Origin of the sequence: Streptomyces spinosus, from assembly GCF_020400655.1 — a bacterium.
Taxonomy (GTDB): Bacteria; Actinomycetota; Actinomycetes; order Streptomycetales; family Streptomycetaceae; genus Streptomyces; species Streptomyces argyrophylli.
In genome coordinates this window covers 102,361-129,353 of record NZ_JAINRC010000016.1, presented here as the reverse complement: position 1 = coordinate 129,353, position 26,993 = coordinate 102,361, and the positions used below count along the sequence as shown (strand labels likewise).

The window sequence follows — 26,993 nt, the reverse complement described above, 5'->3', positions numbered from 1 at the left end:
CGTGGCAGTCAAGATCAAGCTGAAGCGTCTGGGCAAGATCCGTTCGCCTCACTACCGCATCGTCGTCGCCGACTCCCGTACCCGCCGTGACGGCCGGGCCATCGAGGAGATCGGCAAGTACCACCCGACCTACAACCCGTCGGTCATCGAGGTGGACGCCGAGCGCGTGGCGTACTGGCTCGGCGTCGGCGCCCAGCCGACCGAGCCCGTGCTCGCCATCCTGAAGAAGACCGGCGACTGGCAGAAGTTCAAGGGCGAGCCGGCTCCCGCGCCGCTGCTCGTCGCCGAGCCGAAGGCCGCCCGCCCGTCGTTCGAGGCTCTCGGCGGTGACGACGAGGGCAAGGGTGAGGCGATCACCCAGAAGAAGAAGGCTGAGAAGAAGGACGAGGCCGCTGCCGAGTCCGAGTCCACCGAGGCCTGAGCAGCATGCTCGAAGAGGCGCTTGAGCACCTCGTGAAGGGCATCGTCGACAACCCTGACGATGTGCAGGTCGCCTCGCGCAACCTGCGCCGCGGGCGTGTGCTGGAGGTCCGGGTCCACCCGGACGACCTCGGCAAGGTGATCGGCCGCAACGGCCGCACCGCGCGCGCCCTGCGCACCGTCGTGGGCGCCATCGGCGGTCGCGGTGTCCGCGTCGACCTGGTCGACGTGGACCACGTCCGCTGACGCTTCATCGCAACCGGCTCGGGCCGGGGAGGGCCACAGGGCCGTCCCCGGCCCGCAGTCGTACGACAGGAGATTTGGACACGTGCAGCTGGTAGTCGCACGGATCGGCCGTGCCCACGGCATCAAGGGCGAGGTCACCGTCGAGGTACGTACCGACGAGCCGGAACTCAGGCTCGCGCCCGGCGCCGTACTCGCCACGGATCCCGCCTCGGCGGGACCGCTGACCATCGAGACGGGCCGCGTCCACAGCGGCCGCCTCCTGCTGCGCTTCGCGGGCGTCACCGACCGCAACGCCGCCGAGGCCCTGCGCAACACCCTGCTGATCGCCGATGTGGACCCCGAGGAACTGCCCGAGGGCGAGGACGAGTACTACGACCACCAGCTCATCGACCTCGACGTCGTCACCGAGGACGGCACGGAGGTCGGCCGCATCACCGAGATCTCGCACCTGCCCACGCAGGACCTGTTCATCGTCGAGCGCCCCGACGGCACCGAGGTGCTGATCCCCTTCGTGGAGGAGATCGTCACCGAGATCGACCTGGCGGAGCAGAGGGCGGTCATCGCGCCCCCGCCCGGCCTGATCGACGACCGCGCCGTGATCGCCTCCTCCAGGGACGAGTCCGCGGCGGAGTCCGGGGAAGACCGCGCATGAGGCTCGACGTCGTCACGATCTTCCCGGAGTACCTGGAGCCGCTGAACGTCTCCCTCGTGGGCAAGGCACGCGCGCGTGGCCAGCTGAACGTCCAGGTGCACGACCTGCGCGCCTGGACGTACGACCGGCACAACACGGTGGACGACACGCCGTACGGCGGCGGCCCCGGCATGGTCATGAAGACCGACCCCTGGGGAGACGCCCTGGACACGGTCCTCGCCGACGGCTACGAGTCGGGCGCCCGGGAGCCCGCGCTCATCGTGCCCACGCCCAGCGGCCGTCCCTTCACCCAGGAGCTGGCGGTCGAGCTGGCCGAGCGCCCCTGGCTGATCTTCACCCCGGCGCGCTACGAGGGCATCGACCGCCGCGTCACGGACGAGTACGCGACCCGGATGCCGGTCCACGAGGTCTCCATCGGCGACTACGTCCTCGCCGGCGGCGAGGCGGCCGTCCTGGTCATCACCGAGGCCGTCGCCCGGCTGCTGCCCGGCGTCCTCGGCAACGCGGAGTCGCACCGCGACGACTCCTTCGCCCCCGGGGCGATGGCCGGCCTCCTGGAAGGCCCCGTCTACACCAAGCCGCCCGTCTGGCGCGGCCGGGACATCCCCGAGGTGCTGCTCAGCGGCCACCACGGGAAGATCGCCCGCTGGCGCCGTGACGAGGCCCTGCGGCGCACGACCCTGAACCGCCCCGACCTGATCGAGCGCTGCGACCCCAAGGCCTTCGACAAGAAGGACCGCGAGATGCTCTCCATCCTGGGCTGGGAACCGGACCCGGACGGGGAGCGGTACGGCCGATTTTGGCGCCGGGCCGACGGCGTGGAAGAATAGACCGCTGTTGTGCGCCCGTCCGGCGTGCGCCCCTGCCACAGGGGGACACGACGCCCGCCCCGACCCGCACGGCAGCCTCCTGTACACCTAGTTCCCGTTGATGACCTGTGGCATCAGCGAAGAAAGCAGACGAAATGTCTCACCTGCTCGACTCCGTCGACGCCGCGTCGCTGCGCAGCGACATCCCGGCCTTCCGTCCGGGTGACACCGTCAACGTCCACGTGCGCGTCATCGAGGGCAACCGCTCCCGTGTGCAGCAGTTCAAGGGCGTTGTGATCCGTCGCCAGGGCTCCGGTGTCCGCGAGACCTTCACGGTCCGCAAGGTCTCGTTCTCCGTCGGCGTCGAGCGCACCTTCCCGGTGCACACCCCGATCGTCGAGAAGATCGAGCTGGTCACCCGTGGTGACGTGCGCCGCGCCAAGCTGTACTACCTCCGTGACCTGCGCGGCAAGGCCGCGAAGATCAAGGAGAAGCGCGAGAGCTGAGCGCTTTCCCGGAGTCACAGCGGAGCCGGATAGCATCTGGCTCCGATGGACACCGAAGCACAGCCGACGGAACGCGACCGCTCCTCCCACCCCGGTACTCCGGGGGCGGAGGGCCGGTCGCGTTTCGCGTTGGTGTCCCGGGTCGCCGAGTGGCTGCCCGGCGGCAGGATCACCCTCACGCTCTTCCTCTGCCTGGCGTTCCTGCTGGTCCTGAACGCGTTCGTGGTGCAACCGTTCCAGATTCCGAGCGGATCCATGGAGCAGGGATTGAGGATCGGCGACCGCGTTCTCGTAAACAAGTTGGCGTACCGTTTCGGTGCCCAGCCGCGCCGCGGCGACGTGATTGTGTTCGACGGCACCGGGTATTTCGGGGACGCCGACTACATCAAGCGCGTGGCCGGTGTGGCGGGAGACCATGTGGTCTGCTGCGACAAGAAGGGGAGGATCGAGGTGAACGGCCGACCGGTCGACGAGACGGCGTTCCTCTACCCCGGGGACAGCGCCTCCAGCGTCCCCTTCGACGTCGCCGTGCCCCCGGGCCGCCTCTTCGTCCTCGGCGACCACCGCAGCCACTCCAGCGACTCCCGCGACCACCTCGGCTCGCCCGGCGGCGGCATGATCCCCGTCGGGGACGTCATCGGCCGGGCCGACTGGATCGTGTGGCCGTACCGCCACTGGACGCGTCTGACCCGGCCGTCCGTCTACGCGCGCGTGCCCGCCGCCCTGACCGGAGGCGCCCATGGGTAACCGCGGCAAACCGCGCGGGGTGTCCAGCACGCCCGCCGACAACCTGCTGCCCACCGGGGTACGCCGCACCTCCGCGCCCGGCGGTGGCCGCACGCGCGCGGAGCGCCGGCAGCTCCAGCGCAAGGTCAAGCGCAAGCGCAGACGGTCGGCCGTCCGGGAGATCCCCCTGCTGGTCGGTGTCGCCGTCCTCATCGCGCTCGTCCTGAAGACGTTCCTCGTGCAGGCGTTCGTGATCCCGTCCGGGTCCATGGAGGAGACGATCCGGATCGGCGACCGGGTCCTGGTCGACAAGTTCACCCCGTGGTTCGGCTCCGAGCCGCAGCGCGGGGACGTCGTGGTGTTCCACGACCCGGGCGGCTGGCTCCAGGACGAGCAGACCGCCAAGAAGCACGACCCCATCGTCGTCAAGCAGCTCAAGGAAGGCCTCACCTTCATCGGCCTGCTGCCGTCCGACAACGAGAAGGACCTGATCAAACGGGTCATCGGTGTCGGCGGCGACCACGTCAAGTGCTGCGACGCCCAGGGCCGCGTCACCGTCAACGGCGTCCCGCTCACCGAGGGCGACTACCTCTACCCGGGGGACGCGCCCTCCACCACGCCCTTCGACATCACCGTCCCCGAGGGCCGGCTGTGGGTGATGGGCGACCACCGCGGCAACTCCGCGGACTCCCGCTCCCACCAGGACACGGCCTACGGCGGCACGGTCTCGTTGGACTCCGTGGTCGGCCGGGCCATGGTCATCGGCTGGCCGGTCGGTCACTGGACGCGCCTGGAGGAACCTAAAACCTTCGCAAGCGTCACCGACTCGGCGTCGGGTTCGACCGCTGGTCCCCGGGCGTCGCATAGGGTTGCTTCCGAGAATCCGAACGGAATCAACCGGCTCCCGAGCCCTGCGGAACTCCCGCTCGTTATGGGAGTGGTGGGCTTGCGCCGGGTGCGGCGCAGGCGGCGGCACAGAGTGAGGAGTTGGCGTGGGGGATGTGGCGGTTGGCGCACGGTCGGGACACGACGGCGAGGAGCACCGCGGGCACCCTGTGGAACCGGACGTTCCCGTACCGGGCAGCGCCATGAGCTCCGGGAATGACGCGCCGGCGGGCGGCGAGGGCACGCCGGAGGGCGAGCCGGAGCCGCGCGGCGACGGCACGGGCACGGCGGCCGGGCGGCCGAGGCAGTCGCGCTCCTTCTGGAAGGAGCTGCCGATCCTGGTCGGCATCGCGCTGGTCCTGGCGCTGCTGATCAAGACGTTCCTGGTGCAGGCGTTCTCGATCCCGTCCGACTCGATGCAGAACACCCTCCAGCAGGGTGACCGGGTGCTGGTCGACAAGCTCACGCCGTGGTTCGGCTCCAAGCCCGAGCGCGGCGAGGTCGTCGTCTTCCACGACCCGGACAACTGGCTGGCGGGCGAGCCGACGCCGACGCCGAATCCGGTGCAGAAGGTCCTCAGCTGGATCGGCCTGATGCCGTCGGCGGAGGAGAAGGACCTGATCAAGCGCGTGATCGGGGTCGGCGGCGACACGGTCGAGTGCAAGGGCAGCGGCCCGCTGAAGGTCAACGGCAAGGCGCTGAACGAGCCGTACGTCTACCCGGGCAACACGCCGTGCAGCGTGGACGACCAAGGCGGCCAGTTCACGGTGAAGGTGCCCAAGGGCTTCATCTGGGTGATGGGCGACCACCGCCAGAACTCCCGTGACTCGCGGTACAACCAGTCCGACAAGAACCACGGCATGGTTCCCGTCGACAAGGTCGTCGGCCGCGCCATCGTGAAGGCCTGGCCGATCAACCGCTGGGGCACCCTGCCGATCCCGGACACCTTCGACCAGCCCGGTCTGAACGAGCAGTCCCCCGCCGCCGCGTCCCTGACGGTGGCCCCCGAGGGCATCGCCGTCGCGGCGGTCCTGCCGGTGGTGCTGTGGCGGCGCAGGCGCGCTGACGGCCCGGAGCAGGGGAACGCCGAGCTGCGGCGCGCGCAGTCCGAGAAGCGGTAAGCGACCGCCCCGGCCGGGCGGGAGGGGCTGCCCCCGTCCGGTACCGCCGGGTAGGGTGCGGGTCCATGGGTGGCGAGAGCATGACGCGTACGGCCCCTCGGGGCGGCGGCACCGGCACGGCACGGGCCGGCGGCGGCAGCCGGCTCGGGCAGCGGCTGTCCGGACTGGCCGTGGCGCTGGGTCTGGTGCTGTTCCTCGGCGGCTTCGTCTGGGGAGCGCTGGTCTACCGGCCGTACACCGTGCCCACCAGCTCGATGACTCCCACCATCGACGCCGGTGACCGGGTGCTGGCCCAGCGCGTCGGCGGCGACGAGGTGCGGCGCGGTGACGTGGTCGTGTTCGAGGACAAGACCTGGGTCAGCAACGCCAAGGTGGTCAAGCGGGTGGTCGCCGTGGGCGGGGACACCGTCTCCTGCTGCACGAACGGCAAGCTGACCGTCAACGGCAAGCAGATCGACGAGCCGTACCTGCCCGAGGGCAGCCTCGCCGAGATCAAGAACTTCGCCACGGTGACCGTCCCGGAGGGCCGGCTGTTCCTGCTCGGCGACGAGCGCCAGGGCTCCCTCGACTCCACCGCCCACCTCAGCGACGCCGCCCAGGGCACCGTGTCCCGAGGCGCCGTGTCCGCCCGCGTGGAGGCCGTGGTCTGGCCCTGGAAGGGCACGCTCAAGCGCCCCACCGGCTTCGAGACGCTCGGCGCCCTCTCCGAGCCCGGACCGCTGCGCACGATCGAGCTGCTGATCGTGGCCGGGGCCGTCCTGGTCCTCGGCGGCGGTGCCTACGGCCCGATCGCGGGCCGCGTGAGCCGCTCCCGCGCCCGCACGTCCCCCGCGGAGACGGCCGGTGTCCGCTGAGACCACGCGGCCGGCCGGGGAGTCGTACGAGGGCGCGGCCGGGACCGGCCCGCGGAAGGTGGCACGGGTCGTCCTCCTCGACCCCGAGGACCGCATCCTGCTCCTGCACGGCCACGAACCGGACGACCCGGCCGACGACTGGTGGTTCACACCCGGCGGCGGCCTGGAGGGCGCCGAGACGCGCGAGGAAGCCGCGCTGCGGGAACTCGCGGAGGAGACCGGCATCACCGACGTCGCCCTCGGGCCCGTGCTCTGGCGGCGGCGGTGCTCGTTCCCGTTCGCGGGCCGCCGCTGGGACCAGGACGAGTGGTACTACCTGGCCCGTACGGCCCAGACGGCCACCGTCACCACGGGCCTGACGGAGCTGGAACGGCGCAGCGTCGCCGGAGCGCGCTGGTGGACGTGTCAGGAACTGACCCGGGCACATGAGACGGTGTATCCGACCAGACTCGCCGAGCTGCTGCGCACGCTGCTCGTCGAAGGTCCCCCCGCCCGGCCCGTGACCCTCGACACGGAAATCGTCTGAGGGTTCCCGGGACTGGCGCACAATGGGGGGATCGCACGGCTGAAGGGGAACATGCCATGAGCGCCGAGGACCTCGAGAAGTACGAGACCGAGATGGAGCTGAAGCTCTACCGGGAGTATCGAGATGTCGTCGGTCTGTTCAAATACGTGATCGAGACCGAGCGGCGGTTCTATCTCACCAACGACTACGAGATGCAGGTGCACTCGGTACAGGGCGAAGTCTTCTTCGAGGTCACCATGGCTGATGCCTGGGTCTGGGACATGTACCGGCCGGCTCGCTTCGTGAAGCAGGTCCGGGTGTTGACGTTCAAGGACGTGAACATCGAGGAGCTGAACAAGAGCGATCTGGAGCTGCCGGGCGGGTGACCGGGCGGACGGCCGGGTCAATGACCGGGTGGGCGGCGTGGTCCGCGGGGCCGGGTGACGGAGTTTTCCACAACCGCTGAGTGGTCCACCAAGATCAACATCGCTCGGCCGGATGCGTGACCGTTGGCGCCGGAGGTGGTGCCGACATGAGCAAGGCACGCAACGGACTCGGCAAGTACGGCGAGGACCTGGCCGCCCGGCGGCTGGCGGAACAGGGAATGACGATCCTGGAGCGCAACTGGCGCTCCGGCAGGTCCGGCGAGATCGACATCGTGGCCAGGGACGGCGACGCCCTGGTCGTCTGCGAGGTGAAGACCCGCAGGGGCGGCGGCTACGAACACCCGATGGCCGCGGTGACCCCCGCGAAGGCCGCCCGGCTCCGCGCCCTGGCCGAGCACTGGCTCCAGGCCCACGGAGGAGCGCCACCGGGCGGCGTCCGCATCGATCTCGTCGGTGTCCTGCTGCCCCACCGGGGCGCCCCGTCCGTCGAGCACGCGCGGGGGGTGGCCTGAATGGCGTTCGCCCGTACGTGCTCGGTCGCCCTGGTCGGCGTCGAAGGCGTGGTCGTCGAGGTCCAGGCCGACCTCGAGCCCGGAGTCGCGGCCTTCACCCTGGTCGGGCTCCCGGACAAGAGCCTGACGGAAAGCCGGGACCGGGTGCGGGCGGCGGTGGTGAACTCGGGCGGCGAATGGCCGCAGAAGAAGCTCACCGTCGGACTCAGCCCGGCCTCCGTCCCGAAGGCCGGCTCGGGGTTCGACCTGGCCGTCGCCTGCGCGGTGCTCGGTGCCGCCGAACGGATCGACCCGCGGGTCCTCGCCGACATCGTCATGATCGGAGAGCTCGGCCTGGACGGCCGGGTGCGCCCCGTCCGCGGCATCCTGCCGGCCGTCCTCGCGGCGGCCGGCGCCGGGTACGAGCAGGTGGTCGTACCCGAGTGCGCCGCCGCCGAGGCCTCGCTGGTCCCCGGTGTGTCCGTGCTGGGCGTCCGCAGTCTGCGCCAGCTCGTCGCGGTCCTGACCGAGGAGCCCGTCCCCGACGAGACACCGGACGAACAGGGGCGGCCCGACCCCCTCCTGGCGGGCCTGCGCGTACCGGGCACGGGCGCCGCCACCGGCATGCACAGCATCGGAGCCACCCCCCAGGACCACGAGCACGACCTGGCCGATGTCGTCGGGCAGATCGCCGCCCGCACCGCCGTCGAGGTCGCGGCGGCGGGCGGACACCACCTCTTCCTGGAGGGACCGCCCGGCGCGGGCAAGACCATGCTCGCGGAGCGCCTGCCCGCCGTCCTTCCCCGCCTCGCCCGGGAAGAGTCGCTGGAGGTCACGGCCGTGCACTCGGTCGCCGGGCTGCTGCCCCCGGGCAAGCCGCTCATCGACGTCGCCCCCTACTGCGCCCCGCACCACTCGGCGACGATGCAGTCACTCGTCGGCGGCGGACCGGGTATCGCCCGGCCCGGCGCGGTGTCCCTCGCCCACCGCGGCGTGCTGTTCCTGGACGAGGCGCCCGAGTTCCACAGCCAGACCCTGGACGCCCTGCGGCAGCCGCTGGAGTCGGGGCACGTCGTCATCGCGCGGAGCGCGGGCGTGGTCCGGTTCCCGGCGCGGTTCCTGATGGTCCTGGCCGCCAACCCCTGCCCCTGCGGACGCTTCTCACTCCGCGACTCGCTGTGCGAGTGTCCGCCGTCGGCGATCCGCCGCTACCACTCCCGGCTGTCCGGCCCCCTGCTGGACCGGGTGGATCTGCGCGTCGAGGTCGACCCGGTCACCCGGGCCCAGCTCACCGAGCCCGGCGCCCGCGGAGAGTCCACGGCGACCGTGGCCGACCGGGTACGGCAGGCCCGGCAGCGGACTGCGGCCCGCCTGGCCGGCACCCCGTGGCGTACCAACAGCGAGGTGCCCGGCCGCGAACTGCGCAGCCGGTACCACGCCGCCCCCGGGGCCATGGACGACGCCGAACGCAGCCTGGAGCGGGGCGTGCTCACCGCCCGCGGGATCGACCGTGTCCTGCGCGTCGCCTGGACGGTCGCCGACCTCGTCGGACACGACCGTCCGGACACCACCGACGTCGCCCTGGCCCTGCAACTGCGCACCGGCGTCCCCCGCGGGGTACCGCTGGCCATCGGAGCGCTGACATGACCGGAGAGCGGGAGCCCAGTGCCGAACTGCTCGGGCGGGTGTTCCTCGGGCGGGTCGTGGAGGCGGGGGACGAGGTCGGTGGGCGCTGGGTGCGGCAGTTCGGGGTGGGGGAGGTGGTGCGGCGGCTGCGGTGCGGCAAGGACGCGTTGCCGGGCGTCAGCGCGAACCGGTGGGAGGGGCTCGTCGCGCGGGCCCGACGGGCCGAGCCGGAGCGGGACCTCGAGGCGGCCCGCGCCGTCGGGGCGCGGTTCGTCTGTCCGGGTGACGCCGAGTGGCCACGGCAGCTCGACGACCTCGGGGACGCGCGGCCCCTCGGGCTGTGGGTGCGCGGCCGGCCGAACCTGCGGATGTGGGCGCTGCGGTCCGTGGCCGTGGTCGGCGCCCGGGCCTGCACCGAGTACGGCACCCACGCCGCCGCCACGCTCTCCTGCGGTCTCGCCGAGCGCGGCTGGGTCGTCGTCTCGGGCGGCGCGTACGGCATCGACGGCGCCGCCCACCGCGGCGCCCTCGCCACTCACGGCGCCACGGTCGCCGTCCTGGCCTGCGGCGTGGACCAGTCCTACCCCCGTGGCCACACCGCGCTGATCGCCCGGATCGCGGAGCAGGGGCTGGTGGTGGGTGAACTGCCGCCGGGTGATCATCCGACACCCAGCCGGTTCATCCTGCGCAACCGCGTCATCGCCGCGCTGACCAGGGGCACCGTCGTCGTGGAGGCGGCCTGCCGCAGCGGCTCGCTGGCCACCGCGCGGGCCGCCCAGCGCCTCGGCCGGTTCACCATGGGCGTCCCCGGCCCGGTCACCAGCGCCCTCTCCGCCGGCGTGCACGAACTGTTGCGCGCGGAGGCCACCCTGGTCACCGACGCCACGGAGGTCATCGAACTCGTGGGTGACATGGGCGAGCTCGCGCCGGCCCGGCGTGGTCCCGTCCTCCCGCGCGACCTGCTGCCGCCCGCCGCCCGGACCGTGCTCGCCGCCCTCCCTGGCGACCGCGCGGCCCCGGCCGAAGAGATCGCGCTCGGCGCGCGCACCACGCGGGACGACGCGATCGCGAGACTGTACGAACTCCGAGCGCTTGGTTACGTCGAACGACACGGCGACGGCTGGAAGTTGACACGCCAGGCGGTGATCTCGGTCCAAAACGGTCACCGTCCGTGCTGACCAACCGTGTTCGGCCGTCCGGGGGAACCCCCGACGCCCTTGGCGTTTCCCGGAGTTGGCGCCTCGGGCCGGTCACGCAGAGCGAGCCCAGGCAGGGGGTCACCCGGCCGGCGCGAGCGCCCCGCGCACGGGTGGCGCAGCCCTGTTCGCACACCGCGACTCCTCAGTCACGCTACGCTCACGAAGGCGGTGGCGCAGATCGCGCCAACCCCACATCAGACCGTCAGCTCACCCATGCAGCCCCACGTCACCCCAGGAACCCCGCACACACCCACTCCACGGCACTTCACAGCACTTCACGGCAGAACGGCACAAGGCGACGAATGCCCCAGCACACCTCCGGGTCCGACCGGGCGGCGATCCCCCCAGCCGCCCGCGACGGTGGCAGCGTGCGACCGCCCGCTCCCTCGACACTCGACGAGCTGTGGCGGTCGTACAAGGCGACGGGGGACGACCGGCTGCGGGAACAGCTGATCCTGCACTACTCGCCCCTGGTCAAGTACGTGGCCGGCCGGGTCAGCGTCGGGCTGCCGCCCAATGTGGAGCAGGCGGACTTCGTCTCCTCGGGTGTGTTCGGGCTGATCGACGCGATCGAGAAGTTCGACATCGACCGGGAGATCAAGTTCGAGACGTACGCGATCACCCGGATCCGCGGCGCCATGATCGACGAGCTGCGGGCGCTGGACTGGATCCCCCGCTCGGTCCGGCAGAAGGCGCGGAACGTCGAGCGTGCCTACGCCACCCTGGAGGCGCGGCTGCGACGGACGCCGACGGAGGGGGAGGTGGCCGCCGAGCTGGACATGGAGGTCGACGAACTGCACGCCGTGTTCAGCCAGTTGTCGCTGGCCAACGTCGTCGCCCTGGAAGAGCTGCTGCACGTCGGCGGCGAGGGCGGGGACCGGCTCAGCCTGATGGACACGCTGGAGGACACCGCCGCCGACAACCCGGTGGAGGTGGCCGAGGACCGCGAGCTGCGGCGGTTCCTGGCGCGGGCGATCAACACGCTTCCCGAGCGCGAGAAGACCGTCGTCACCCTGTACTACTACGAGGGGCTCACCCTGGCCGAGATCGGCAACGTGCTCGGGGTCACGGAGAGCCGGGTCAGCCAGATCCACACCAAGTCGGTGCTCCAGCTCCGGGCCAAGCTGGCGAGCTTCGGGCGCTGACTCCTCCCTTCCGCAAGGGCGTGTCCGTACAGTGGTCGGCGTGCCAAGGATTCGAGCGGCCTCCGTGGCCGAACACCGGTCGATGCAGCGAGCCGCCCTGCTGGACGCGGCTCGGTCCCTGCTGTCCGAGGGCGGGACGGAGGCGCTGACCTTTCCCGCGCTGGCCGAGCGGACGGGGCTGGCGCGGTCGTCCGTGTACGAGTACTTCCGGTCCCGGGCCGCCGTGGTCGAGGAGCTGTGCGAGGTCGATTTCCCGGTGTGGGCGGCGGAGGTCGCGGCGGCCATGGAGCGGGCCGGGACGGCCGAGGGCAAGGTCGAGGCGTACGTGCGGCAGCAGCTGGCGCTGGTGGGGGACCGGCGCCACCGCGCGGTCGTCGCCATCTCCGCGAGCGAGCTGGACGCCGGGGCCCGGGAGAAGATCCGGGCGGCCCACGGGGGCCTGGTCGCGATGATCGTCGAGGCACTTCGGGAACTGGGACACGAGCAGCCCCGGCTGGCGGCGATGCTGGTGCAGGGGGTCGTGGACGCGGCGGTCCGGCGGATCGAGCTCGGCGCGGCCGAGGATCCCACGGTGGTGACGAACGCGGCCGTGGCCATGGCGCTCGGAGGAGTGAAGGGCTGACCCCACCGGCACCGGCCGGGGAGCGCCCCGCAGGGGGTGCGGGGAACCGGGCGAACGACCACGGCGGACCCGTACCCGGCTTTCGGCCGCGGCGGCTGCGCCTCACCCGCCCCGCGGGCCGGGCACGGCCGGCCCGACAGCCACGGCGTGACCCCGCTGAGACGCCACCGGCAGCAACCTCGACGGCCCCCCGTCCAGCAGCCACGGTGGCAGTACGGACAGCGGGTTCACATACGCGTCACCCCGCAGCAGACCCCAGTGCACGCACGTCCGTGTCCCGCAGTGGGACCCCGCCGGCTCCACCACCCCGACCACCGCCCCCGCCCCCACCTCCTCCCCTTTCCGGACCGACGCCCGCACCGGCTCGTAGGTCGTCCGCAGGTCCGTCCCCCGCACTTCCACCGAGACCACGCCCCGTCCCGCCACCCGGCCCGCGAACAGCACCCGGCCCGGTGCGATCGCCCGTACGGGCGCCCCGGCCGGCGCTCCCAGGTCCACCCCCCGGTGCCCGGGGCCGTACACCGTCACCGGTGGTTCCCAGCCGCGCAGGACCGGTGGGCGGACACCGACCGGCCAGGCGCGGGCCACGGGCGGCACGGGCGCCGCCGGAGGGGCCGGCGGAACCCCGGCAGGCGTGTCCGCCCAGGCCAGGGGCGTGATCAGGACCGCCGCCAGCCCCAGGGCCAGTACCGGCCACACCAGCGCACATCGCATCGTTCGTCGCATGCCGACACCGTCCCGCACCCCCGCCGGCCGTGGCCCGGCCCTGTGGACCACTCGCCGGCTGTGGACAGCGGCGTCACCCGGTACCCCGCCGGTCCCGTACACTTCTTCTGGCGATCCGGGTCACCGGGTCGACTTCGCACGCCCGGGTACGGCAGCCGGCAACGGTTCGTACCAAGCGCCCCTCGGTCCTTCGCGGCACGGCGCATCGCGGGCGTCAGGCGCCTCCGCCGTCCGGCGGAGGCGGCACAACCGAGAAACCAAGGAGAAACGGCCATGGCCGTCGTCACGATGCGGGAGCTGCTGGAGAGCGGCGTCCACTTCGGTCACCAGACCCGTCGCTGGAACCCGAAGATGAAGCGCTTCATCTTCACCGAGCGCAACGGCATCTACATCATCGACCTGCTCCAGTCGCTGTCGTACATCGACCGCGCCTACGAGTTCGTCAAGGAGACCGTCGCCCACGGCGGCACGGTCATGTTCGTCGGCACGAAGAAGCAGGCGCAGGAGGCCATCGCCGAGCAGGCCACCCGCGTCGGCATGCCCTACGTCAACCAGCGCTGGCTGGGCGGCATGCTCACCAACTTCTCGACCGTCTACAAGCGTCTGCAGCGCCTCAAGGAGCTCGAGCAGATCGACTTCGAGGACGTCGCCGCGTCCGGTCTGACCAAGAAGGAGCTTCTCGTGCTCTCGCGCGAGAAGGCCAAGCTGGAGAAGACCCTCGGCGGTATCCGCGAGATGCAGAAGGTGCCCAGCGCCGTCTGGATCGTGGACACCAAGAAGGAGCACATCGCCGTTGGTGAGGCCCGGAAGCTGAACATCCCGGTCGTCGCGATCCTCGACACCAACTGCGACCCCGACGAGGTCGACTACAAGATCCCGGGCAACGACGACGCGATCCGCTCCGTCACCCTGCTCACCCGCGTGATCGCCGACGCCGTCGCCGAGGGCCTCATCGCCCGTTCCGGCGTCGCCACCGGCGACAAGGGCGAGAAGGCCGCGGGCGAGCCGCTCGCCGAGTGGGAGCGTGACCTGCTCGAGGGTGAGAAGAAGGACGAGGCTCCGGCCGCCGAGGCCGAGAAGCCGGCCGAGGCCGCTGCCGAGGCTCCGGCTGCCGAGGCTCCGGCCGCCGAGACCCCGGCTGCCGAGGCCGAGCAGGCCTGACGCCGATCCGTCAGCGTTCGACGGCGGGGGCGGGACATGACTCCGCCCCCGCTGTTCACCCGTAGGTCGGCACGACGTACGCGGTCCGCGACTACATGTGGGTCGCGACCGTGCGGATCTAAACCAGACTTCGAGAAAGACTCACAGACTCATGGCGAACTACACCGCCGCCGACGTCAAGAAGCTCCGTGAGCTGACCGGCGCCGGCATGATGGACTGCAAGAAGGCGCTGGACGAGGCCGAGGGCAACGTCGAGAAGGCCGTCGAGGCGCTGCGCATCAAGGGCCAGAAGGGCGTCGCCAAGCGCGAGGGCCGCTCCGCCGAGAACGGCGCCGTGGTCTCCATCATCGCCGACGACAACTCCTCCGGTGTCCTGGTCGAGCTGAAGTGCGAGACGGACTTCGTCGCCAAGGGCGAGAAGTTCCAGGCCGTGGCCAACGCCATCGCCGAGCACGTCGCCAAGACGAACCCGGCCGACCTCCAGGCCCTGCTGGCCTCCGAGATCGAGCCCGGCAAGACCGTCCAGGCGTACGTGGACGAGGCCAACGCCAACCTCGGCGAGAAGATCGTCCTGGACCGCTTCGCGCAGTTCTCCGACGGCTACGTCACCGCCTACATGCACCGCACCATGCCCGACCTGCCCCCGCAGATCGGTGTCCTGGTCGAGCTCGACAAGCCGAACGCCGAGGTCGCCAAGGGCGTCGCCCAGCACATCGCCGCCTTCGCGCCGAAGTACCTCTCCAAGGAGGACGTGCCGGCCGACGTCGTCGAGTCCGAGCGCCGCATCGCCGAGGAGACCACCCGCGCCGAGGGCAAGCCCGAGGCCGCGATCGGCAAGATCGTCGAGGGTCGTCTCAACGGCTTCTTCAAGGACGCCACGCTGCTCGGCCAGCCGTACGCGCTCGACAACAAGAAGTCGGTCCAGAAGGTGCTGGACGAGGCCGGTGTCACCCTGAAGCGCTTCTCGCGCATCAAGGTCGGCATCTGAGTCCGTACCGCGATCGACGCGCGACCCCCGGAGAAATCCACGAGGAAATCCCGATAGGGTCGACCGCAGTCGTCCGCGCACACCGCCACACCCCGGCGTGGGGCGGACGGCAGCAGATCTGACGAGGAGGCCATTGCCGCGCATGGGAGCGAAAAGCAACCCCATCGGCAATGGCCTTCTTCGTATGTGCAACACGTGAAAGAGTTGGGATCCCCATGACCACCAAGGCCCAGAAGAGCGACGACGGCAAAGTACGCGGCCGGTTTCTGCTGAAGCTGTCCGGAGAGGCCTTCTCCGGTGGCGGGGGACTGGGCGTCGACCCGGACGTGGTGCACAAGATCGCCCGTGAGATCGCGGCCGTCGTGCGCGACGGCGCCCAGATCGCGGTCGTCATCGGCGGCGGCAACTTCTTCCGCGGCGCCGAACTCCAGCAGCGCGGCATGGACCGCGCCCGCTCCGACTACATGGGCATGCTCGGCACCGTGATGAACTGCCTCGCCCTCCAGGACTTCCTGGAGAAGGAGGGCATCCAGTCCCGCGTGCAGACGGCCATCACGATGGGCCAGGTCGCCGAGCCGTACATCCCGCTGCGTGCCGTGCGCCACCTGGAGAAGGGGCGCGTGGTCATCTTCGGCGCCGGTATGGGCATGCCCTACTTCTCCACCGACACCACCGCCGCCCAGCGCGCCCTGGAGATCGACGCCGAGGCGCTGCTCATGGGCAAGAACGGCGTGGACGGGGTCTACGACTCCGACCCCAAGACCAACCCCGACGCCGTCAAGTTCGACGCCCTCGGCTACGGCGAGGTCATCACCCGCGACCTGAAGGTCGCCGACGCCACCGCCATCACGCTGTGCCGCGACAACAAGCTCCCGATCCTCGTCTTCGAGCTCCTCGCGGAGGGCAATATCGCCCGCGCCGTCAAGGGTGAGAAGATCGGCACGCTGGTGGGTGACCAGGACAGCCGCGACTGACCTGGACCAACCCGGCCGGTGATGTGCGGCCCTGTGAGGGGGCCGGACCCCGGCCGGGGGATGGACAATGTCCTGCCGGTCGGGAACCGTGCAGGAAGAAGACGCGACGCAGCCGGCCGCCGACCGACTTCAGGAACCGCAGCCGGGCCTTACTCAAGACACGCAGGAGCAAGTGGTGATCGAAGAGACCCTCCTCGAAGCCGAGGAGAAGATGGAGAAGGCCGTCGTGGTCGCCAAGGAGGACTTCGCCGCGATCCGCACCGGCCGTGCGCACCCGGCGATGTTCAACAAGATCGTGGCCGACTACTACGGTGCCCCGACGCCGATCAACCAGCTGGCCTCGTTCTCCGTGCCGGAGCCGCGCATGGCGGTCGTGACCCCGTTCGACAAGAGCGCTCTGCGCAACATCGAACAGGCCATCCGCGACTCCGACCTGGGCGTCAACCCCAGCAACGACGGCAACATCATCAGGGTGGTGTTCCCCGAGCTCACCGAGGAGCGCCGCCGCGAGTACATCAAGGTCGCCAAGGGCAAGGGCGAGGACGCGAAGGTCTCGATCCGCTCGGTGCGCCGCAAGGCCAAGGACGCCATCGACAAGCTGATCAAGGACGGCGAGGTCGGCGAGGACGAGGGCCGTCGTGCGGAGAAGGAGCTCGACGACACCACGGCGAAGTACGTCGCCCAGGTGGACGAGCTGCTCAAGCACAAGGAAGCGGAGCTGCTCGAAGTCTGATGAGCGACTCTTCCTGGGGGGCGCCGCCATCGGCGGGGCAGGCCGGGTACTGGGGACCCACCGCAGGTGGGCCCGCCCATTCTGCCCCGGGGGCCGGCCCGGCGGGTCCCGCATACGATGCGCCTGAGGCGCAGCAGACTCGCCCCATGCCCGTGGTGCCCGACGCCCCCGTGTACGGCGGAGGAGACCAGGACGACGACCGGGGGGCCGCTCGGCTGAGCGGCCCCTTGTTCCGAGACGAGACGTATCAGGCCCGGGAACTCCCGGCCGAGACCCAGAACCCGGAGCCCATGCCCGACGTCCCGCAGCCGGCGCCAGCGCCGCAGAAGAAGAGCGCGGGCCGTGACCTGACCGCGGCCATAGGCGTCGGCGTCGGGCTCGGTGTGGTGATCATCGCGTCCCTGTTCATCGTCAAGGCCGTGTTCGTCGGCGTGATCGCGGTCGCCGTCGTCGTCGGCCTGTGGGAGCTGACCAGCAGGCTCCAGGAGCGCAAGGGCATCAAGGCGCCGCTGGTGCCGCTCGCGGTCGGCGGCGCGGCGATGGTCGTCGCCGGGTACGTGCGGGGGGCCGAGGGCGCGTGGGTCGCCATGGCGCTGACGGCGCTGGCCGCGCTGGTCTGGCGGATGACGGAGCCGCCGGAGAACTACCTCAAGGACGTCACGGCCGGCCTCTTCGCCGCGTTCTACGTGCCGTTCCTGGCCACGTTCGTCGCGATGATGCTCACCGCCGACGACGGTCCCTGGCGGGTGCTCACGTTCCTGCTGCTGACGGTCGTGAGCGACACCGGCGCCTACGCGGTCGGCTGGCGCTTCGGCAAGCACAAGCTCGCGCCGCGCATCAGCCCCGGCAAGACCCGCGAGGGGCTGCTGGGCGCGGTGCTGTTCGCGATGGTCGCCGGCGCGCTGTGCATGCAGTTCCTGATCGAGGGCGGCCGCTGGTGGCAGGGCCTGCTGCTGGGCCTCGCGGTCGCGGCCAGCGCCACGCTGGGCGACCTGGGCGAATCCATGATCAAGCGGGACCTGGGCATCAAGGACATGGGCACCCTGCTCCCCGGGCACGGCGGCATCATGGACCGCCTCGACTCGCTGCTGCCCACGGCGCCGGTGGTGTGGCTGCTGATGGTGATCTTCGTCGGCTCCGCGTGAGCGGGGGGCGCCAGCGGTAGCGGTAGCGGTACGTCTTCTTCGGCCCCCTCCTGGAAACAGGGCGGGGGCCGTTGCCGTACCCGGACCTGTCGGTGGCTCCGGGAGCGATGACGACGGTCCGTGGCCTGGGTCGTGCCAGGCCCCTCCCTCCACAGCACCCGGATGCCGCATCACGAATCGGCGGCCGGCGCCGGCGCACGGCAGACTCCCTCAGAGGACGGCCGTTCCACCACCGCCCGGCGACGCAGCAGGGAGTGAGCCGATGCCCCTCGACCCGACGCCCACCCCGTACGACCCGGCCCCCGCCTCCGCCGATCCGGTGCCGGACCCGGGCCGGCCGCCTGCCCCGGCCGGCCCGGCGTCCACCCCCGCCGACCCCGCCCGTACGCCGGGCGCCCCCGCGCCCGCCGCCTCGGCCGCTACCGAGTCCGCCGCCCCTGCCTCTGCCGCTGCATCTGCCGGCCTCTCGTCAGCCCCCGCCGGCCGGACCTCCGCTCGCACACCCGTCGGCCCAGCCCCCGCCTCCGCCAACCCCGGCCCCGGCCTCGTCGCCGGCTCGCCGGCCCCGCCCGTCCGGTCCTGGCCCGTCGAGGATCTGCCCGCGCTCGTCCCCGATCCCTTCCTGGACGTGCTGCTGCGTGAGGAACCGGTCGCGCGGATCAGGCTCCCGTACGGGGAGGGGTGCGCCTGGCTGGTCACGCGGTACGACGACGTCCGGTTCGTCACCTCGGACCCGCGCTTCTCCCGGGCACGGGTCGTCGGCCGAGCCGTCACCACCATGCGCCCGGTGCCGGTGGCCTCGCAGACGGCGGGCCTGCAGTACATGGATCCGCCCCGGCACACCCGGCTGCGCCGGGTCGTCGCCCGCGCGTTCACCGGGCGGAGCATGCGGCGGCTGCGTCCGCTCGCGGAGCACAGGGCCGCCGTCCTGCTCGAAGGGATGGAACGCGCCGGAGCCCCGGCCGACCTCATGGAACACCTGCACGGCCCCTTCCCGCTCGCCGTGCTCCGCGACTTCCTCGGCGTGGAGGAGAAGGACTGGCACCGCTGGGCCACGACCGGCGAGGCCCTGCTGTCCGCGGGAGCGGGTGCGGAGGAGCGGGCCAGGGAGGCGGCCCTGATCACCCGGGCGCGGATCACCGAACTGCTCCACAGGCGCCGAGAGGACCCCCGAGACGATCTGGCAGGCGTGCTGGCACGGGCCGCCGAGGCCGGCGAGATCACCGACGACGAGGCGCTGTCCCTGGCCATCGCCGTCCAGGTCAGCGGCGGTCACGCGGTCCGCAACAACAGCGGTTCGATGATGTACGCGCTGCTCACCCACCCGGGGCACCTGGACCGGCTGCGCCGGGAGCCGGAGCTGCTGCCCCGGGCCGTGGAGGAACTGTTCCGCTACGTCCCGCACCGCAACGGCGTCGGCATCCCGCGCATCGCCACGGAGGACGTGGAGGTCGGCGGCCGGCTGATACGGGCCGGTGACGTCGTCTACAACGCCTATCTCGCCGCCAACCGCGACCCCGCGGTCTTCCCCGACCCGGACGCCCTGGACTTCGACCGCGCCGGCCTCGCCCACGTGGCCTTCGGGCACGGCCCGCACCACTGCCTGGCCGCCGTCATGGCCCGCATGGAGGCCGAGGTCATGATCGGCGCCGTGCTCGCCCGCTTCCCCGGCATCCGCCTGGCCGTGCCGCCCGAGGACGTCGGGTTCCAGACGCAGGGGCTGATCCGCGGGCCGAGGACCCTGCCCGTGACGTGGTGAGACGTCGCGTGGCAAGGTACGGGGGAACACAAGGGGGAAACATGATCCTGCTCCTGCTCGGCGTCCTGGCCCTCGCCGTCGGCGGCTGCGTCTGCGTGGTCTGGGCGGAGCGCGGCGGCCCGCGCTGGGTCCGGATCGTGGCGGCCCTCACACGCGGCGCGGGCGAACTGCTGAGCACCGCCCAGAAGAGCCGCAGACGAGGCCTCAACGGCGACGCCGACGGCGACTGACGACAACGGGCCGCCTCAGCGCCGTCGGGGGAACTCAGCGCCGTCGGGGGAACTTCCACCCGTTCCGGCGCAGCTTGAAGAGGACGAACACTCCGCAGAGCACCCACACGACCAGGAAGGCCCATCTGAGCCACGGAGGGCCTTGCCAGCGCTCTGCCAGTTCAACCGATGCCGCGTAGTAAGGGGTCATTCCTCGCGCGTGCCCGGCGGTACCGGCAGGAACACGCGGTCCCCAGCCTTCCGCTTGCGCTCCTGACTGAACGGCGTCAGGTGCGCATGCACCCGGAGCGTCGGCGCGTGGTCGATTGGCCCGGGCAGGCCACCCGATTGGATCTGCGACACTGGATGCACCATGCCCAAGCCCGGAGAACTCACTTTCGTCGCGCCGCGCGGAGCCAAGAAGCCGCCGCGGCATCTCGCCGACCTCACGCCCGCCGAGCGCAAGGACGCCGTGGCCGGGATCGGAGAGAAGCCGTTCCGTGCCAAGCAGCTCTCGCAGCACTACTTCGCGCGGTACGCGCACGACCCGGAGCAGTGGACCGACATCCCCGCCGGTTCCCGCGCCAAGCTTCAGGAAGCGCTGTTCCCGGAGCTGATGACCGTCGTCCGGCACCTGTCCACCGATGAGGGGACCACGCGCAAGACGCTGTGGCGGCTGTTCGACGGGACGCTGGTCGAGTCCGTGCTCATGCGGTACCCGGACCGGGTCACCATGTGCATCAGCTCGCAGGCCGGGTGCGGTATGAACTGCCCGTTCTGTGCGACCGGGCAGGCCGGGCTGGACCGGAACCTGTCCACCGCGGAGATCGTCCACCAGATCGTGGACGGCATGCGGGCGCTGCGGGACGGTGAGGTGCCCGGTGGGCCCGCGCGGCTGTCCAACATCGTCTTCATGGGGATGGGCGAGCCCCTCGCCAACTACAAGCGGGTCGTCGGCGCCATCCGGGCGCTCACCGACCCCGCTCCGGACGGGCTCGGCCTCTCGCAGCGCGGGATCACCGTCTCCACCGTCGGGCTCGTGCCGGCCATCCACCGGTTCGCCGACGAGGGACTGAAGTGCCGGCTCGCGATCTCCCTGCACGCCCCCGACGACGAGCTGCGCGACACCCTCGTCCCCGTGAACACGCGGTGGAAGGTGCGCGAGGTCCTGGACGCCGGGTTCGAGTACACCGAGAAGTCCGGGCGCCGGCTGTCCATCGAGTACGCGCTCATCCGTGACATCAACGACCAGGCGTGGCGGGGCGACAGGCTCGGGCGGCTGCTGAAGGGCAAGCCCGTGCACGTCAACCTCATCCCGCTGAACCCGACGCCGGGGTCGAAGTGGACCGCGTCGCGGCCGGAGGACGAGAAGGCGTTCGTAGAGGCCATCGCCGCGCACGGGGTGCCCGTCACCGTCCGGGACACCCGCGGACAGGAGATCGACGGGGCCTGCGGTCAGCTCGCGGCCACCGAGCGGTAACCTGACCCCGTCCACATATCTTCATATTCCGACAGGGGAGCGCCACAGCGCTGAGAGTGCGGCACCGGGCCGCAGACCCTCTGAACCTCGCCCAGGTCATTCTGGGTAGGAAGTTCGGTCATCACTCAAGCTGTTGCGCCCCGTCCGGGTCTCCCCAGCGGAGCCCGGGCGGGGCCGCGCCTCTTCCTGGCCAACCCCAGGAGGACATCCAGTGCACCACAAGACCTTCGTGGCCGTGGCGGTCGGGCTCGGCCTGGTCGGCCTGTCCGCGTGCGGTTCCGGCACGAGCGGACCGGCCGCGGATTCCAAGACCGTGACGCTCGTCAGCCACGACTCGTGGGCCGTCTCCAAGAACGTGCTGAAGGACTTCGAGAAGCAGTCCGGGTACAAGGTCAGGGTCCTCAAGGACGGCGACGCCGGACAGGCCGTCAACAAGGCCGTGCTGACCAAGGACAACCCACAGGGCGACGTCTTCTTCGGCGTCGACAACACCCTGCTCTCCCGAGCCCTCGACAACGGGCTGTTCCAGCCGTACCGGGCCAAGGGCTACGACACGGTCCGGCCCGAGTTCCGCGTCGACCAGGACAAGCACCGCGTCACGCCCGTCGACACCGGCGACATCTGCGTCAACTACGACAAGGCCTGGTTCAGCGCGCACAAGCTGACCCCGCCGCAGTCCTTCGCCGACCTCGCCGAGCCCGCGTACAGGAACCTCCTCGTCACCGAGAACGCGGCCACCTCCTCGCCGGGCCTCGGCTTCCTGCTCGGCAGCGCCGCGCGGTTCGGGGACGACGGCTGGCAGGAGTACTGGAAGAAGCTCAAGGCCAACGGCGTCAAGGTCGTCGACGGCTGGGAGCAGGCCTACTACCAGGAGTTCTCCGGTTCCTCCGAGGGGAAGAAGGCGGGTGGCGACCGGCCGCTGGTGGTGTCGTACGCCTCCTCCCCGCCCGCCGAGGTGATCTACGCCAAGAAACGGCCCGCCACCGCCCCGACCGGGGTGTCGTACGGCACCTGCTTCCGGCAGACCGAGTACGCCGGGCTGCTGAGCCACGCGAAGAACACCAAGGGCGGCAAGGCGTTCCTCGACTTCCTGCTGACCAAGAAGTTCCAGCAGGACATGCCGCTGAACATGTTCGTCTACCCGGTCGTACAGGGGGCGGCCGTCCCCGCCGACTTCACGAAGTACGGGCCGGCCGCCAAGGATCCCGCGACCCTGGCCCCGGACAGGATCGCCGCCAACCGCGACCAGTGGGTCAAGTCGTGGACGTCACTCGTACTGAGGTGACCGCCCGTGTGAGGGACAGGCGCGGGAGCGCGGTGCGGCTCGGCCTGATGGCCCTGCCCGTCGCGTTCTTCGCGCTGTTCTTCGCCTGGCCCGTGGCCGCGATCGTCGCGCGCGGGCTGGAGACGGACGGTGCCTGGCACCTCGGCCGGATCGCGGACGTCGTCACCCGGCCGGACATCCGGCACGTGCTGTGGTTCACCACCTGGCAGGCGCTCGCCTCCACCGCGCTCACCCTGCTGCTCGCCCTGCCCGCCGGCTACGTCTTCGCCCGCCTCGACTTCCCGGGCAAGCAGCTGCTGCGGGCCGTCGTCACCGTCCCGTTCGTGCTGCCCACCGTCGTCGCGGGAAGCGCCTTCCTGGCACTGCTCGGCCGGGGCGGGCTGCTGGACGAGCTGTCGGGGGTACGGCTGGACACCACGGTGTGGGCGATCCTGCTGGCCCATGTCTTCTTCAACTTCGCGGTCGTCGTGCGGACCGTGGGCGGCCTGTGGGCGCAGCTCGACCCCCGGCAGGAGGAGGCCGCCCGGATGCTGGGCGCCTCCCCGCTGACGGCCTGGCGCAGGGTGACCCTGCCCGCGCTCGCGCCCGCCGTGGCCGCCGCCGCCCTGATGGTGTTCCTGTTCACCTTCACCTCCTTCGGTGTGGTGCAGATCCTCGGCGGCCCCACCTTCTCCACCCTCGAAGTGGAGATCTACCGGCAGACCTCCGAGGTCTTCGACCTGTCCACGGCCGCCGTCCTCACCCTGGTCCAGTTCGCGGCGGTCGGCGCCGTCCTCGCCGTGCACGCCTGGACGGTACGGCGCCGGGAGACCGCGCTGCGGCTCGTGGACCCGACGGTGACGGCCCGGCGTCCGCGCGGCGCCGGACAGTGGACCCTGCTCGCCTCGGTCCTCGTCGTCGTCGCGCTGCTGCTGGTCCTGCCGCTCGCCGTCCTCGTCCGCCGCTCCCTGGACGCGCCCGGTCTCGGCTACTACCGGGCGCTGACCCGCGCGGACGGCGGTACGTTCCTGGTGGCGCCCGTGCACGCGGTGTGGACCTCGCTGCAGTACGCGGTCGCGGCCACCGCCATCGCCGTGGTGATCGGCGCTCTCGCCGCCGCCGCGCTGGCCCGGCGGGACGCGGGACGGCTGGTGCGGGGCTTCGACGCGCTGTTGATGCTGCCGCTCGGCGTCTCCGCCGTGACCGTCGGCTTCGGCTTCCTGATCGCCCTCGACAGACCGCCGCTGGACCTGCGCCAGTCCTGGATCCTGGTGCCGCTCGCCCAGGCGCTGGTCGGCGCCCCGTTCGTCGTACGGACCATGCTGCCCGTGCTGCGCGCGGTGGACGTCCGGCTCAGGGAGGCGGCGGCCGTGCTCGGCGCCTCGCCCTGGCGGGTGTGGCGGGAGGTGGATCTGCCGCTGGTGAGGCGGGCGCTGCTGGTCGCGTCCGGGTTCGCGTTCGCCGTGTCGCTGGGCGAGTTCGGGGCCACCGTGTTCATCGCCCGGCCCGACAACCCGACCCTCCCGGTCGCGGTGGCCCGGCTGCTCAGCCGTCCCGGCGAACTCAACTACGGCCAGGCGATGGCCCTTTCGACGATTCTCATGGTGGTGTGCGCCGCCGCGCTGCTCGTCCTGGAGCGGCTGCGGACCGACCGGACGGGGGAGTTCTAGATGCTGCTGAGCCTGGATGAAGCGACCGTGCGCTTCGGCGGGCGGGCCGTGCTCGACGCCGTCGCCCTCGATGTCGCCGAACACGAGGTGGTGTGCGTCCTCGGCCCCAGCGGCAGCGGCAAGTCCACCCTGCTGCGGGCCGTGGCCGGGCTCCAGCCTCTGTCCGGCGGTCGCGTCGTGCTCGGGGGACGGGACCAGGCGGGCGTACCCGCGCACCGGCGGGGTGTCGGACTGATGTTCCAGGACCACCAGTTGTTCCCGCAGCGGGACGTCGGCGCGAACGTGGCGTTCGGTCTGCGCATGCACGGCGTCGCCAAGGGCGAACGGGACGCCGAGGTGAGCCGGTTGCTGGGGCTGGTCGGGCTGCCCGGCGCCGCCCGGCGGGCGGTGGCCTCGCTGTCCGGCGGGGAGCAGCAGCGCGTGGCCCTCGCCCGGGCGCTCGCGCCCCGGCCGCGGCTGCTGATGCTGGACGAGCCGCTGGGCCAGCTGGACCGGTCGCTGCGGGAGCGGCTGGTGGTCGAACTGCGCGAGCTGTTCGGCCGGTTGGGGACGACCGTGCTCGCCGTGACCCACGACCAGTCGGAGGCGTTCGCGCTGGCCGACCGGGTGGTGGTGATGCGGGACGGGCGGATCGCCCAGTCCGGGACGCCGCTCGAGGTGTGGCAGCGGCCCGCCGACGCGTTCGTGGCCCGCTTCCTCGGCTTCGAGAACGTGGTCCCGGCGACCGTCGCCGGCACGGCCGCCGACAGCCCGTGGGGCAAGCTGCCGGTCCCCGACGGGTCCGCGCAGGGCCGCCGCACGGTCCTCGTCCGCCCGGCCGGCGTCCGGCTCGTGTCCGCCGACCAGGGCCTGGCGTGCACGGTGACCGCCCGCACCTTCAAGGGCACCCATGTGGCCGTCCACCTCCAGCCGGCGGACGGCCCCCGGGTGGAGGCGGCCTGCCCGCTCCGGGACGCGCCGGAGCCCGGCGCGTCGGTCGGCGTGGAGTTCGACGTGGCCGAAACGGTCGTGCTCGACTGATCGACGCGACCCTAGGGTGAGGCCATGCCTTGGCTCACGCATGACCGCTACTGTGACGAGATCGCCCAGCAGGTCGAGCAGTTGAGGGCAGTGGTGACCTCGGGCGCCGACCTGTCCGCCACCGTCCCCACCTGCCCCGACTGGTCGCTGGAAGACCTCGTACGCCATATGGGGGGCGCCCTGCGCTGGGTGGACACCCTGGTGCGCGCCCGGGCGCAGGAGAACATCCCCTGGGAAAAGGTGCCGTTGGGCGCCGGTCCGCGCGAGCGCGGGGACGCGGTGGCCCTGGACCGGTGGCTCGCCGACACCGGTGAGCTGGTCGTCGGCGCGCTGCGCGAGGCCGGCCCCCACACCAAGGTGTGGGCGTGGTCCGGGGTGCTGAACGCCGGTTTCTGGGCCCGCCGTATGACCTGCGAGATCACCGTGCACCGGGCCGACGCCACGCTCGCCGCCGGGCTGCCCTACGAGGTGGCGCCGGACATCGCGGCGGACGCGCTGGACGAGTGGCTCCAGCTCGTGGAGTGGGTGCAGGGCAACACGCCCCGCGAGACGGCGCGGGACCTGCGCGGCCCGCGGCGCTCGATCCATCTGCACGCCACCGACACCGACCCGGCCCTGGACGCCGAGTGGCTCGTCGAGCTGGGCGAGGAGGGGATGAGCTGGCGGCGCGGGCACGAGAAGGCGACGGTCGCCCTGCGCGGCCCGCTCACCGAGGTGCTGCTCGCCTTCTACCGCCGGCTGCCGCCGGACACGACCGGCCTGGAGGTGCTCGGCGACCGCGAGGTGCTGGAGTTCTGGCTGGAGCGGACCTCGTTCGGCTGACGCGACCCGGCCCGCCCCCCTGGGTGCGGGGGACGGGCCGGATGCGGTACCGAGGCGCGGTCAGCCGTTGCGGCTCGCCCCGCGGCGGCGCATGCCGAACCAGACGGCGCCACCGCCGGCGACGACCAGGAGCGCCGCGACGCCGGCTATCAGACCGGTGTTGGAGTTCGCACCGGTCTCGGCGAGGTTGGACTCGCCGGCGGCCGGGGACGGCGCGTTCTGGGAGGTGCCGGCCGGGGCGGAGCTCGACTCGGAGGCCGACGGAGCCGGCGTGGCCGGCTGGGCCGGGGCGGACTCGCTCGGCGACGACGACGGCGACGACGCGGGCGACGGGGTCGCGCTGGCCGTCGGCTTCGGGCTCTCGCTCTCGGCCTTGCAGGCGGTGGACGGGGTCACCAGGTCCGGCTGGACGTCCTCGTCGACGATGTTCCCGGCCTTGACGTGGATCCGGTAGGTGGCGCTCGGCTTCCAGTCCTCGGAGAAGGTGATCCGGGCACCCTCCTTGGACCCCGTGACCGGCTGCTCGCCGACCTTCGTCTCGACACCGCCGACGCCCTTGAGGAAGACGCTGACGGTGGCGTCCTTGGCGGACGCGTCCGTGTCGGTGACGACGATGACGCCCTTGTCACCGTCGCACTTGGCTTCGGCGGAGAAGTCCTTGATGTTGCACGCGAGAGCGGAGCCGGCCAGTCCGAGCACCAGCGCCGCCGACCCGGAGGCGACACCCAGAACGTGTGCGGAACGGCGTACGCCGCGGAGAGTCATGGACAACGTTTGTCCTTTACGGAGTGCAATTGCGGGGGGTGACGGGGGAGTTGGGGCGTCGGACGAGACGACGGACAGCTGAGG

Annotated in this window: 30 protein-coding genes; 28 read left to right on the top strand and 2 right to left on the bottom strand. The window is 71.7% G+C overall.

The genetic code is table 11. From position 1 onward, the window contains the following. Position 1: 1 nt before the first annotated feature. The 16 genes from rpsP (at position 2) to LG395_RS29070 (ending at position 12,193) form a co-directional block, all read left to right on the top strand. On the top strand, positions 2 to 421 hold the full coding sequence (gene rpsP, locus LG395_RS29145; protein ID WP_171152431.1) for a 30S ribosomal protein S16: 420 nt from the start codon (positions 2 to 4) through the stop codon (positions 419 to 421). A 5-nt stretch (positions 422 to 426) separates the two neighbouring features. Further along, on the top strand, positions 427 to 666 hold the full coding sequence (locus LG395_RS29140; protein WP_003973401.1) for an RNA-binding protein: 240 nt from the start codon (positions 427 to 429) through the stop codon (positions 664 to 666). A gap of 82 nt (positions 667 to 748) precedes the next feature. Then, on the top strand, positions 749 to 1,318 hold the full coding sequence (gene rimM, locus LG395_RS29135; RefSeq protein ID WP_171152429.1) for a ribosome maturation factor RimM: 570 nt from the start codon (positions 749 to 751) through the stop codon (positions 1,316 to 1,318). Beyond that, positions 1,315 to 2,148, top strand: coding sequence for a tRNA (guanosine(37)-N1)-methyltransferase TrmD (gene trmD, locus LG395_RS29130; protein ID WP_225811757.1), 834 nt, complete (start codon positions 1,315 to 1,317; stop codon positions 2,146 to 2,148). Before rimM ends, trmD begins: the two co-directional genes overlap by 4 nt. A 134-nt stretch (positions 2,149 to 2,282) precedes the next feature. Next, positions 2,283 to 2,633 carry a 50S ribosomal protein L19 gene (rplS, locus tag LG395_RS29125; RefSeq protein ID WP_055704359.1) on the top strand — a complete coding sequence of 117 codons (351 nt, stop codon included), beginning with the start codon at positions 2,283 to 2,285 and terminating at the stop codon, positions 2,631 to 2,633. A gap of 45 nt (positions 2,634 to 2,678) precedes the next feature. Further along, entirely contained in the window at positions 2,679 to 3,380 is a 702-nt protein-coding gene (gene lepB, locus LG395_RS29120) for a signal peptidase I (protein ID WP_225811756.1), read from the top strand. Further along, on the top strand, positions 3,373 to 4,464 hold the full coding sequence (lepB, locus tag LG395_RS29115) for a signal peptidase I (RefSeq protein ID WP_171152424.1): 1,092 nt from the start codon (positions 3,373 to 3,375) through the stop codon (positions 4,462 to 4,464). Before lepB (LG395_RS29120) ends, lepB (LG395_RS29115) begins: the two co-directional genes overlap by 8 nt. Next, the gene (gene lepB, locus LG395_RS29110) at positions 4,352 to 5,365 is read left to right on the top strand and encodes a signal peptidase I (RefSeq protein ID WP_171152423.1); all 1,014 of its coding nucleotides are present in this window, start codon (positions 4,352 to 4,354) and stop codon (positions 5,363 to 5,365) included. Before lepB (LG395_RS29115) ends, lepB (LG395_RS29110) begins: the two co-directional genes overlap by 113 nt. Before the next feature lie 65 nt (positions 5,366 to 5,430). Next, positions 5,431 to 6,219, top strand: coding sequence for a signal peptidase I (gene lepB, locus LG395_RS29105; RefSeq protein WP_225811755.1), 789 nt, complete (start codon positions 5,431 to 5,433; stop codon positions 6,217 to 6,219). Further along, positions 6,209 to 6,745 (top strand): NUDIX hydrolase, encoded by a 537-nt coding sequence (locus LG395_RS29100; protein WP_225811754.1) that lies wholly within the window; start codon positions 6,209 to 6,211, stop codon positions 6,743 to 6,745. The genes lepB (LG395_RS29105) and LG395_RS29100 overlap by 11 nt, the downstream gene beginning before the upstream one ends. 56 nt (positions 6,746 to 6,801) lie before the next feature. Then, a complete protein-coding gene (locus LG395_RS29095; protein ID WP_014675276.1) occupies positions 6,802 to 7,110 on the top strand; it encodes a DUF2469 domain-containing protein in 309 nt (102 codons plus the stop codon). Positions 7,111 to 7,256: 146 nt separating this feature from the next. After that, complete coding sequence (locus LG395_RS29090; protein WP_263983165.1) at positions 7,257 to 7,622, top strand: YraN family protein; 366 nt, start codon at positions 7,257 to 7,259, stop codon at positions 7,620 to 7,622. Further along, complete coding sequence (locus LG395_RS29085) at positions 7,623 to 9,248, top strand: YifB family Mg chelatase-like AAA ATPase (protein ID WP_225811752.1); 1,626 nt, start codon at positions 7,623 to 7,625, stop codon at positions 9,246 to 9,248. It begins immediately after the preceding gene. After that, positions 9,245 to 10,405, top strand: a complete 1,161-nt coding sequence (gene dprA, locus LG395_RS29080; RefSeq protein WP_225811751.1) for a DNA-processing protein DprA — start codon at positions 9,245 to 9,247, stop codon at positions 10,403 to 10,405. The genes LG395_RS29085 and dprA overlap by 4 nt, the downstream gene beginning before the upstream one ends. A gap of 323 nt (positions 10,406 to 10,728) precedes the next feature. Then, entirely contained in the window at positions 10,729 to 11,571 is an 843-nt protein-coding gene (whiG, locus tag LG395_RS29075) for an RNA polymerase sigma factor WhiG (protein ID WP_103811160.1), read from the top strand. 64 nt (positions 11,572 to 11,635) lie between these two features. After that, positions 11,636 to 12,193 carry a TetR/AcrR family transcriptional regulator gene (locus LG395_RS29070; RefSeq protein WP_171159651.1) on the top strand — a complete coding sequence of 186 codons (558 nt, stop codon included), beginning with the start codon at positions 11,636 to 11,638 and terminating at the stop codon, positions 12,191 to 12,193. Positions 12,194 to 12,295: 102 nt separating this feature from the next. On the opposite strand, the gene LG395_RS29065 is transcribed toward LG395_RS29070, so the two are convergent. Beyond that, on the bottom strand, positions 12,296 to 12,919 hold the full coding sequence (locus LG395_RS29065) for a M23 family metallopeptidase (RefSeq protein WP_225811750.1): 624 nt from the start codon (positions 12,917 to 12,919) through the stop codon (positions 12,296 to 12,298). Between the two features lie 273 nt (positions 12,920 to 13,192). Between LG395_RS29065 and rpsB the strand changes: the two genes are divergently transcribed. The 12 genes from rpsB (at position 13,193) to LG395_RS29005 (ending at position 26,144) form a co-directional block, all read left to right on the top strand. Continuing rightward, positions 13,193 to 14,080, top strand: coding sequence for a 30S ribosomal protein S2 (rpsB, locus tag LG395_RS29060; protein WP_225811749.1), 888 nt, complete (start codon positions 13,193 to 13,195; stop codon positions 14,078 to 14,080). A 151-nt stretch (positions 14,081 to 14,231) separates the two neighbouring features. Further along, positions 14,232 to 15,068 (top strand): translation elongation factor Ts, encoded by an 837-nt coding sequence (tsf, locus tag LG395_RS29055; protein WP_103811156.1) that lies wholly within the window; start codon positions 14,232 to 14,234, stop codon positions 15,066 to 15,068. A gap of 215 nt (positions 15,069 to 15,283) precedes the next feature. After that, positions 15,284 to 16,042, top strand: coding sequence for a UMP kinase (gene pyrH / locus LG395_RS29050; RefSeq protein ID WP_171152412.1), 759 nt, complete (start codon positions 15,284 to 15,286; stop codon positions 16,040 to 16,042). A 175-nt stretch (positions 16,043 to 16,217) separates the two neighbouring features. Then, the gene (frr, locus tag LG395_RS29045) at positions 16,218 to 16,775 is read left to right on the top strand and encodes a ribosome recycling factor (RefSeq protein WP_014675285.1); all 558 of its coding nucleotides are present in this window, start codon (positions 16,218 to 16,220) and stop codon (positions 16,773 to 16,775) included. Further along, positions 16,775 to 17,920, top strand: coding sequence for a phosphatidate cytidylyltransferase (locus LG395_RS29040; RefSeq protein WP_225811748.1), 1,146 nt, complete (start codon positions 16,775 to 16,777; stop codon positions 17,918 to 17,920). Before frr ends, LG395_RS29040 begins: the two co-directional genes overlap by 1 nt. A gap of 262 nt (positions 17,921 to 18,182) precedes the next feature. Then, positions 18,183 to 19,679: a cytochrome P450 gene (locus tag LG395_RS29035; protein WP_225811747.1), complete on the top strand. Its 1,497-nt coding sequence runs from the start codon at positions 18,183 to 18,185 to the stop codon at positions 19,677 to 19,679. A 41-nt stretch (positions 19,680 to 19,720) separates the two neighbouring features. Beyond that, positions 19,721 to 19,909 carry a hypothetical protein gene (locus LG395_RS29030; protein WP_171152409.1) on the top strand — a complete coding sequence of 63 codons (189 nt, stop codon included), beginning with the start codon at positions 19,721 to 19,723 and terminating at the stop codon, positions 19,907 to 19,909. 352 nt (positions 19,910 to 20,261) lie between these two features. Next, positions 20,262 to 21,368, top strand: a complete 1,107-nt coding sequence (rlmN, locus tag LG395_RS29025; protein WP_171152408.1) for a dual-specificity RNA methyltransferase RlmN — start codon at positions 20,262 to 20,264, stop codon at positions 21,366 to 21,368. 211 nt (positions 21,369 to 21,579) lie between these two features. After that, positions 21,580 to 22,653: a thiamine ABC transporter substrate-binding protein gene (locus tag LG395_RS29020; protein ID WP_225811746.1), complete on the top strand. Its 1,074-nt coding sequence runs from the start codon at positions 21,580 to 21,582 to the stop codon at positions 22,651 to 22,653. A 47-nt stretch (positions 22,654 to 22,700) separates the two neighbouring features. Further along, positions 22,701 to 24,302 (top strand): ABC transporter permease, encoded by a 1,602-nt coding sequence (locus tag LG395_RS29015; RefSeq protein WP_225811807.1) that lies wholly within the window; start codon positions 22,701 to 22,703, stop codon positions 24,300 to 24,302. Beyond that, positions 24,303 to 25,322, top strand: a complete 1,020-nt coding sequence (locus LG395_RS29010; protein ID WP_225811745.1) for an ABC transporter ATP-binding protein — start codon at positions 24,303 to 24,305, stop codon at positions 25,320 to 25,322. Between the two features lie 24 nt (positions 25,323 to 25,346). Beyond that, a complete protein-coding gene (locus tag LG395_RS29005) occupies positions 25,347 to 26,144 on the top strand; it encodes a maleylpyruvate isomerase family mycothiol-dependent enzyme (protein WP_225811744.1) in 798 nt (265 codons plus the stop codon). Positions 26,145 to 26,204: 60 nt separating this feature from the next. Here LG395_RS29005 and LG395_RS29000 read toward each other — a convergent pair whose 3' ends face one another. Continuing rightward, positions 26,205 to 26,909 (bottom strand): LAETG motif-containing sortase-dependent surface protein, encoded by a 705-nt coding sequence (locus LG395_RS29000; RefSeq protein WP_171152402.1) that lies wholly within the window; start codon positions 26,907 to 26,909, stop codon positions 26,205 to 26,207. Positions 26,910 to 26,993 lie beyond the last annotated feature (84 nt).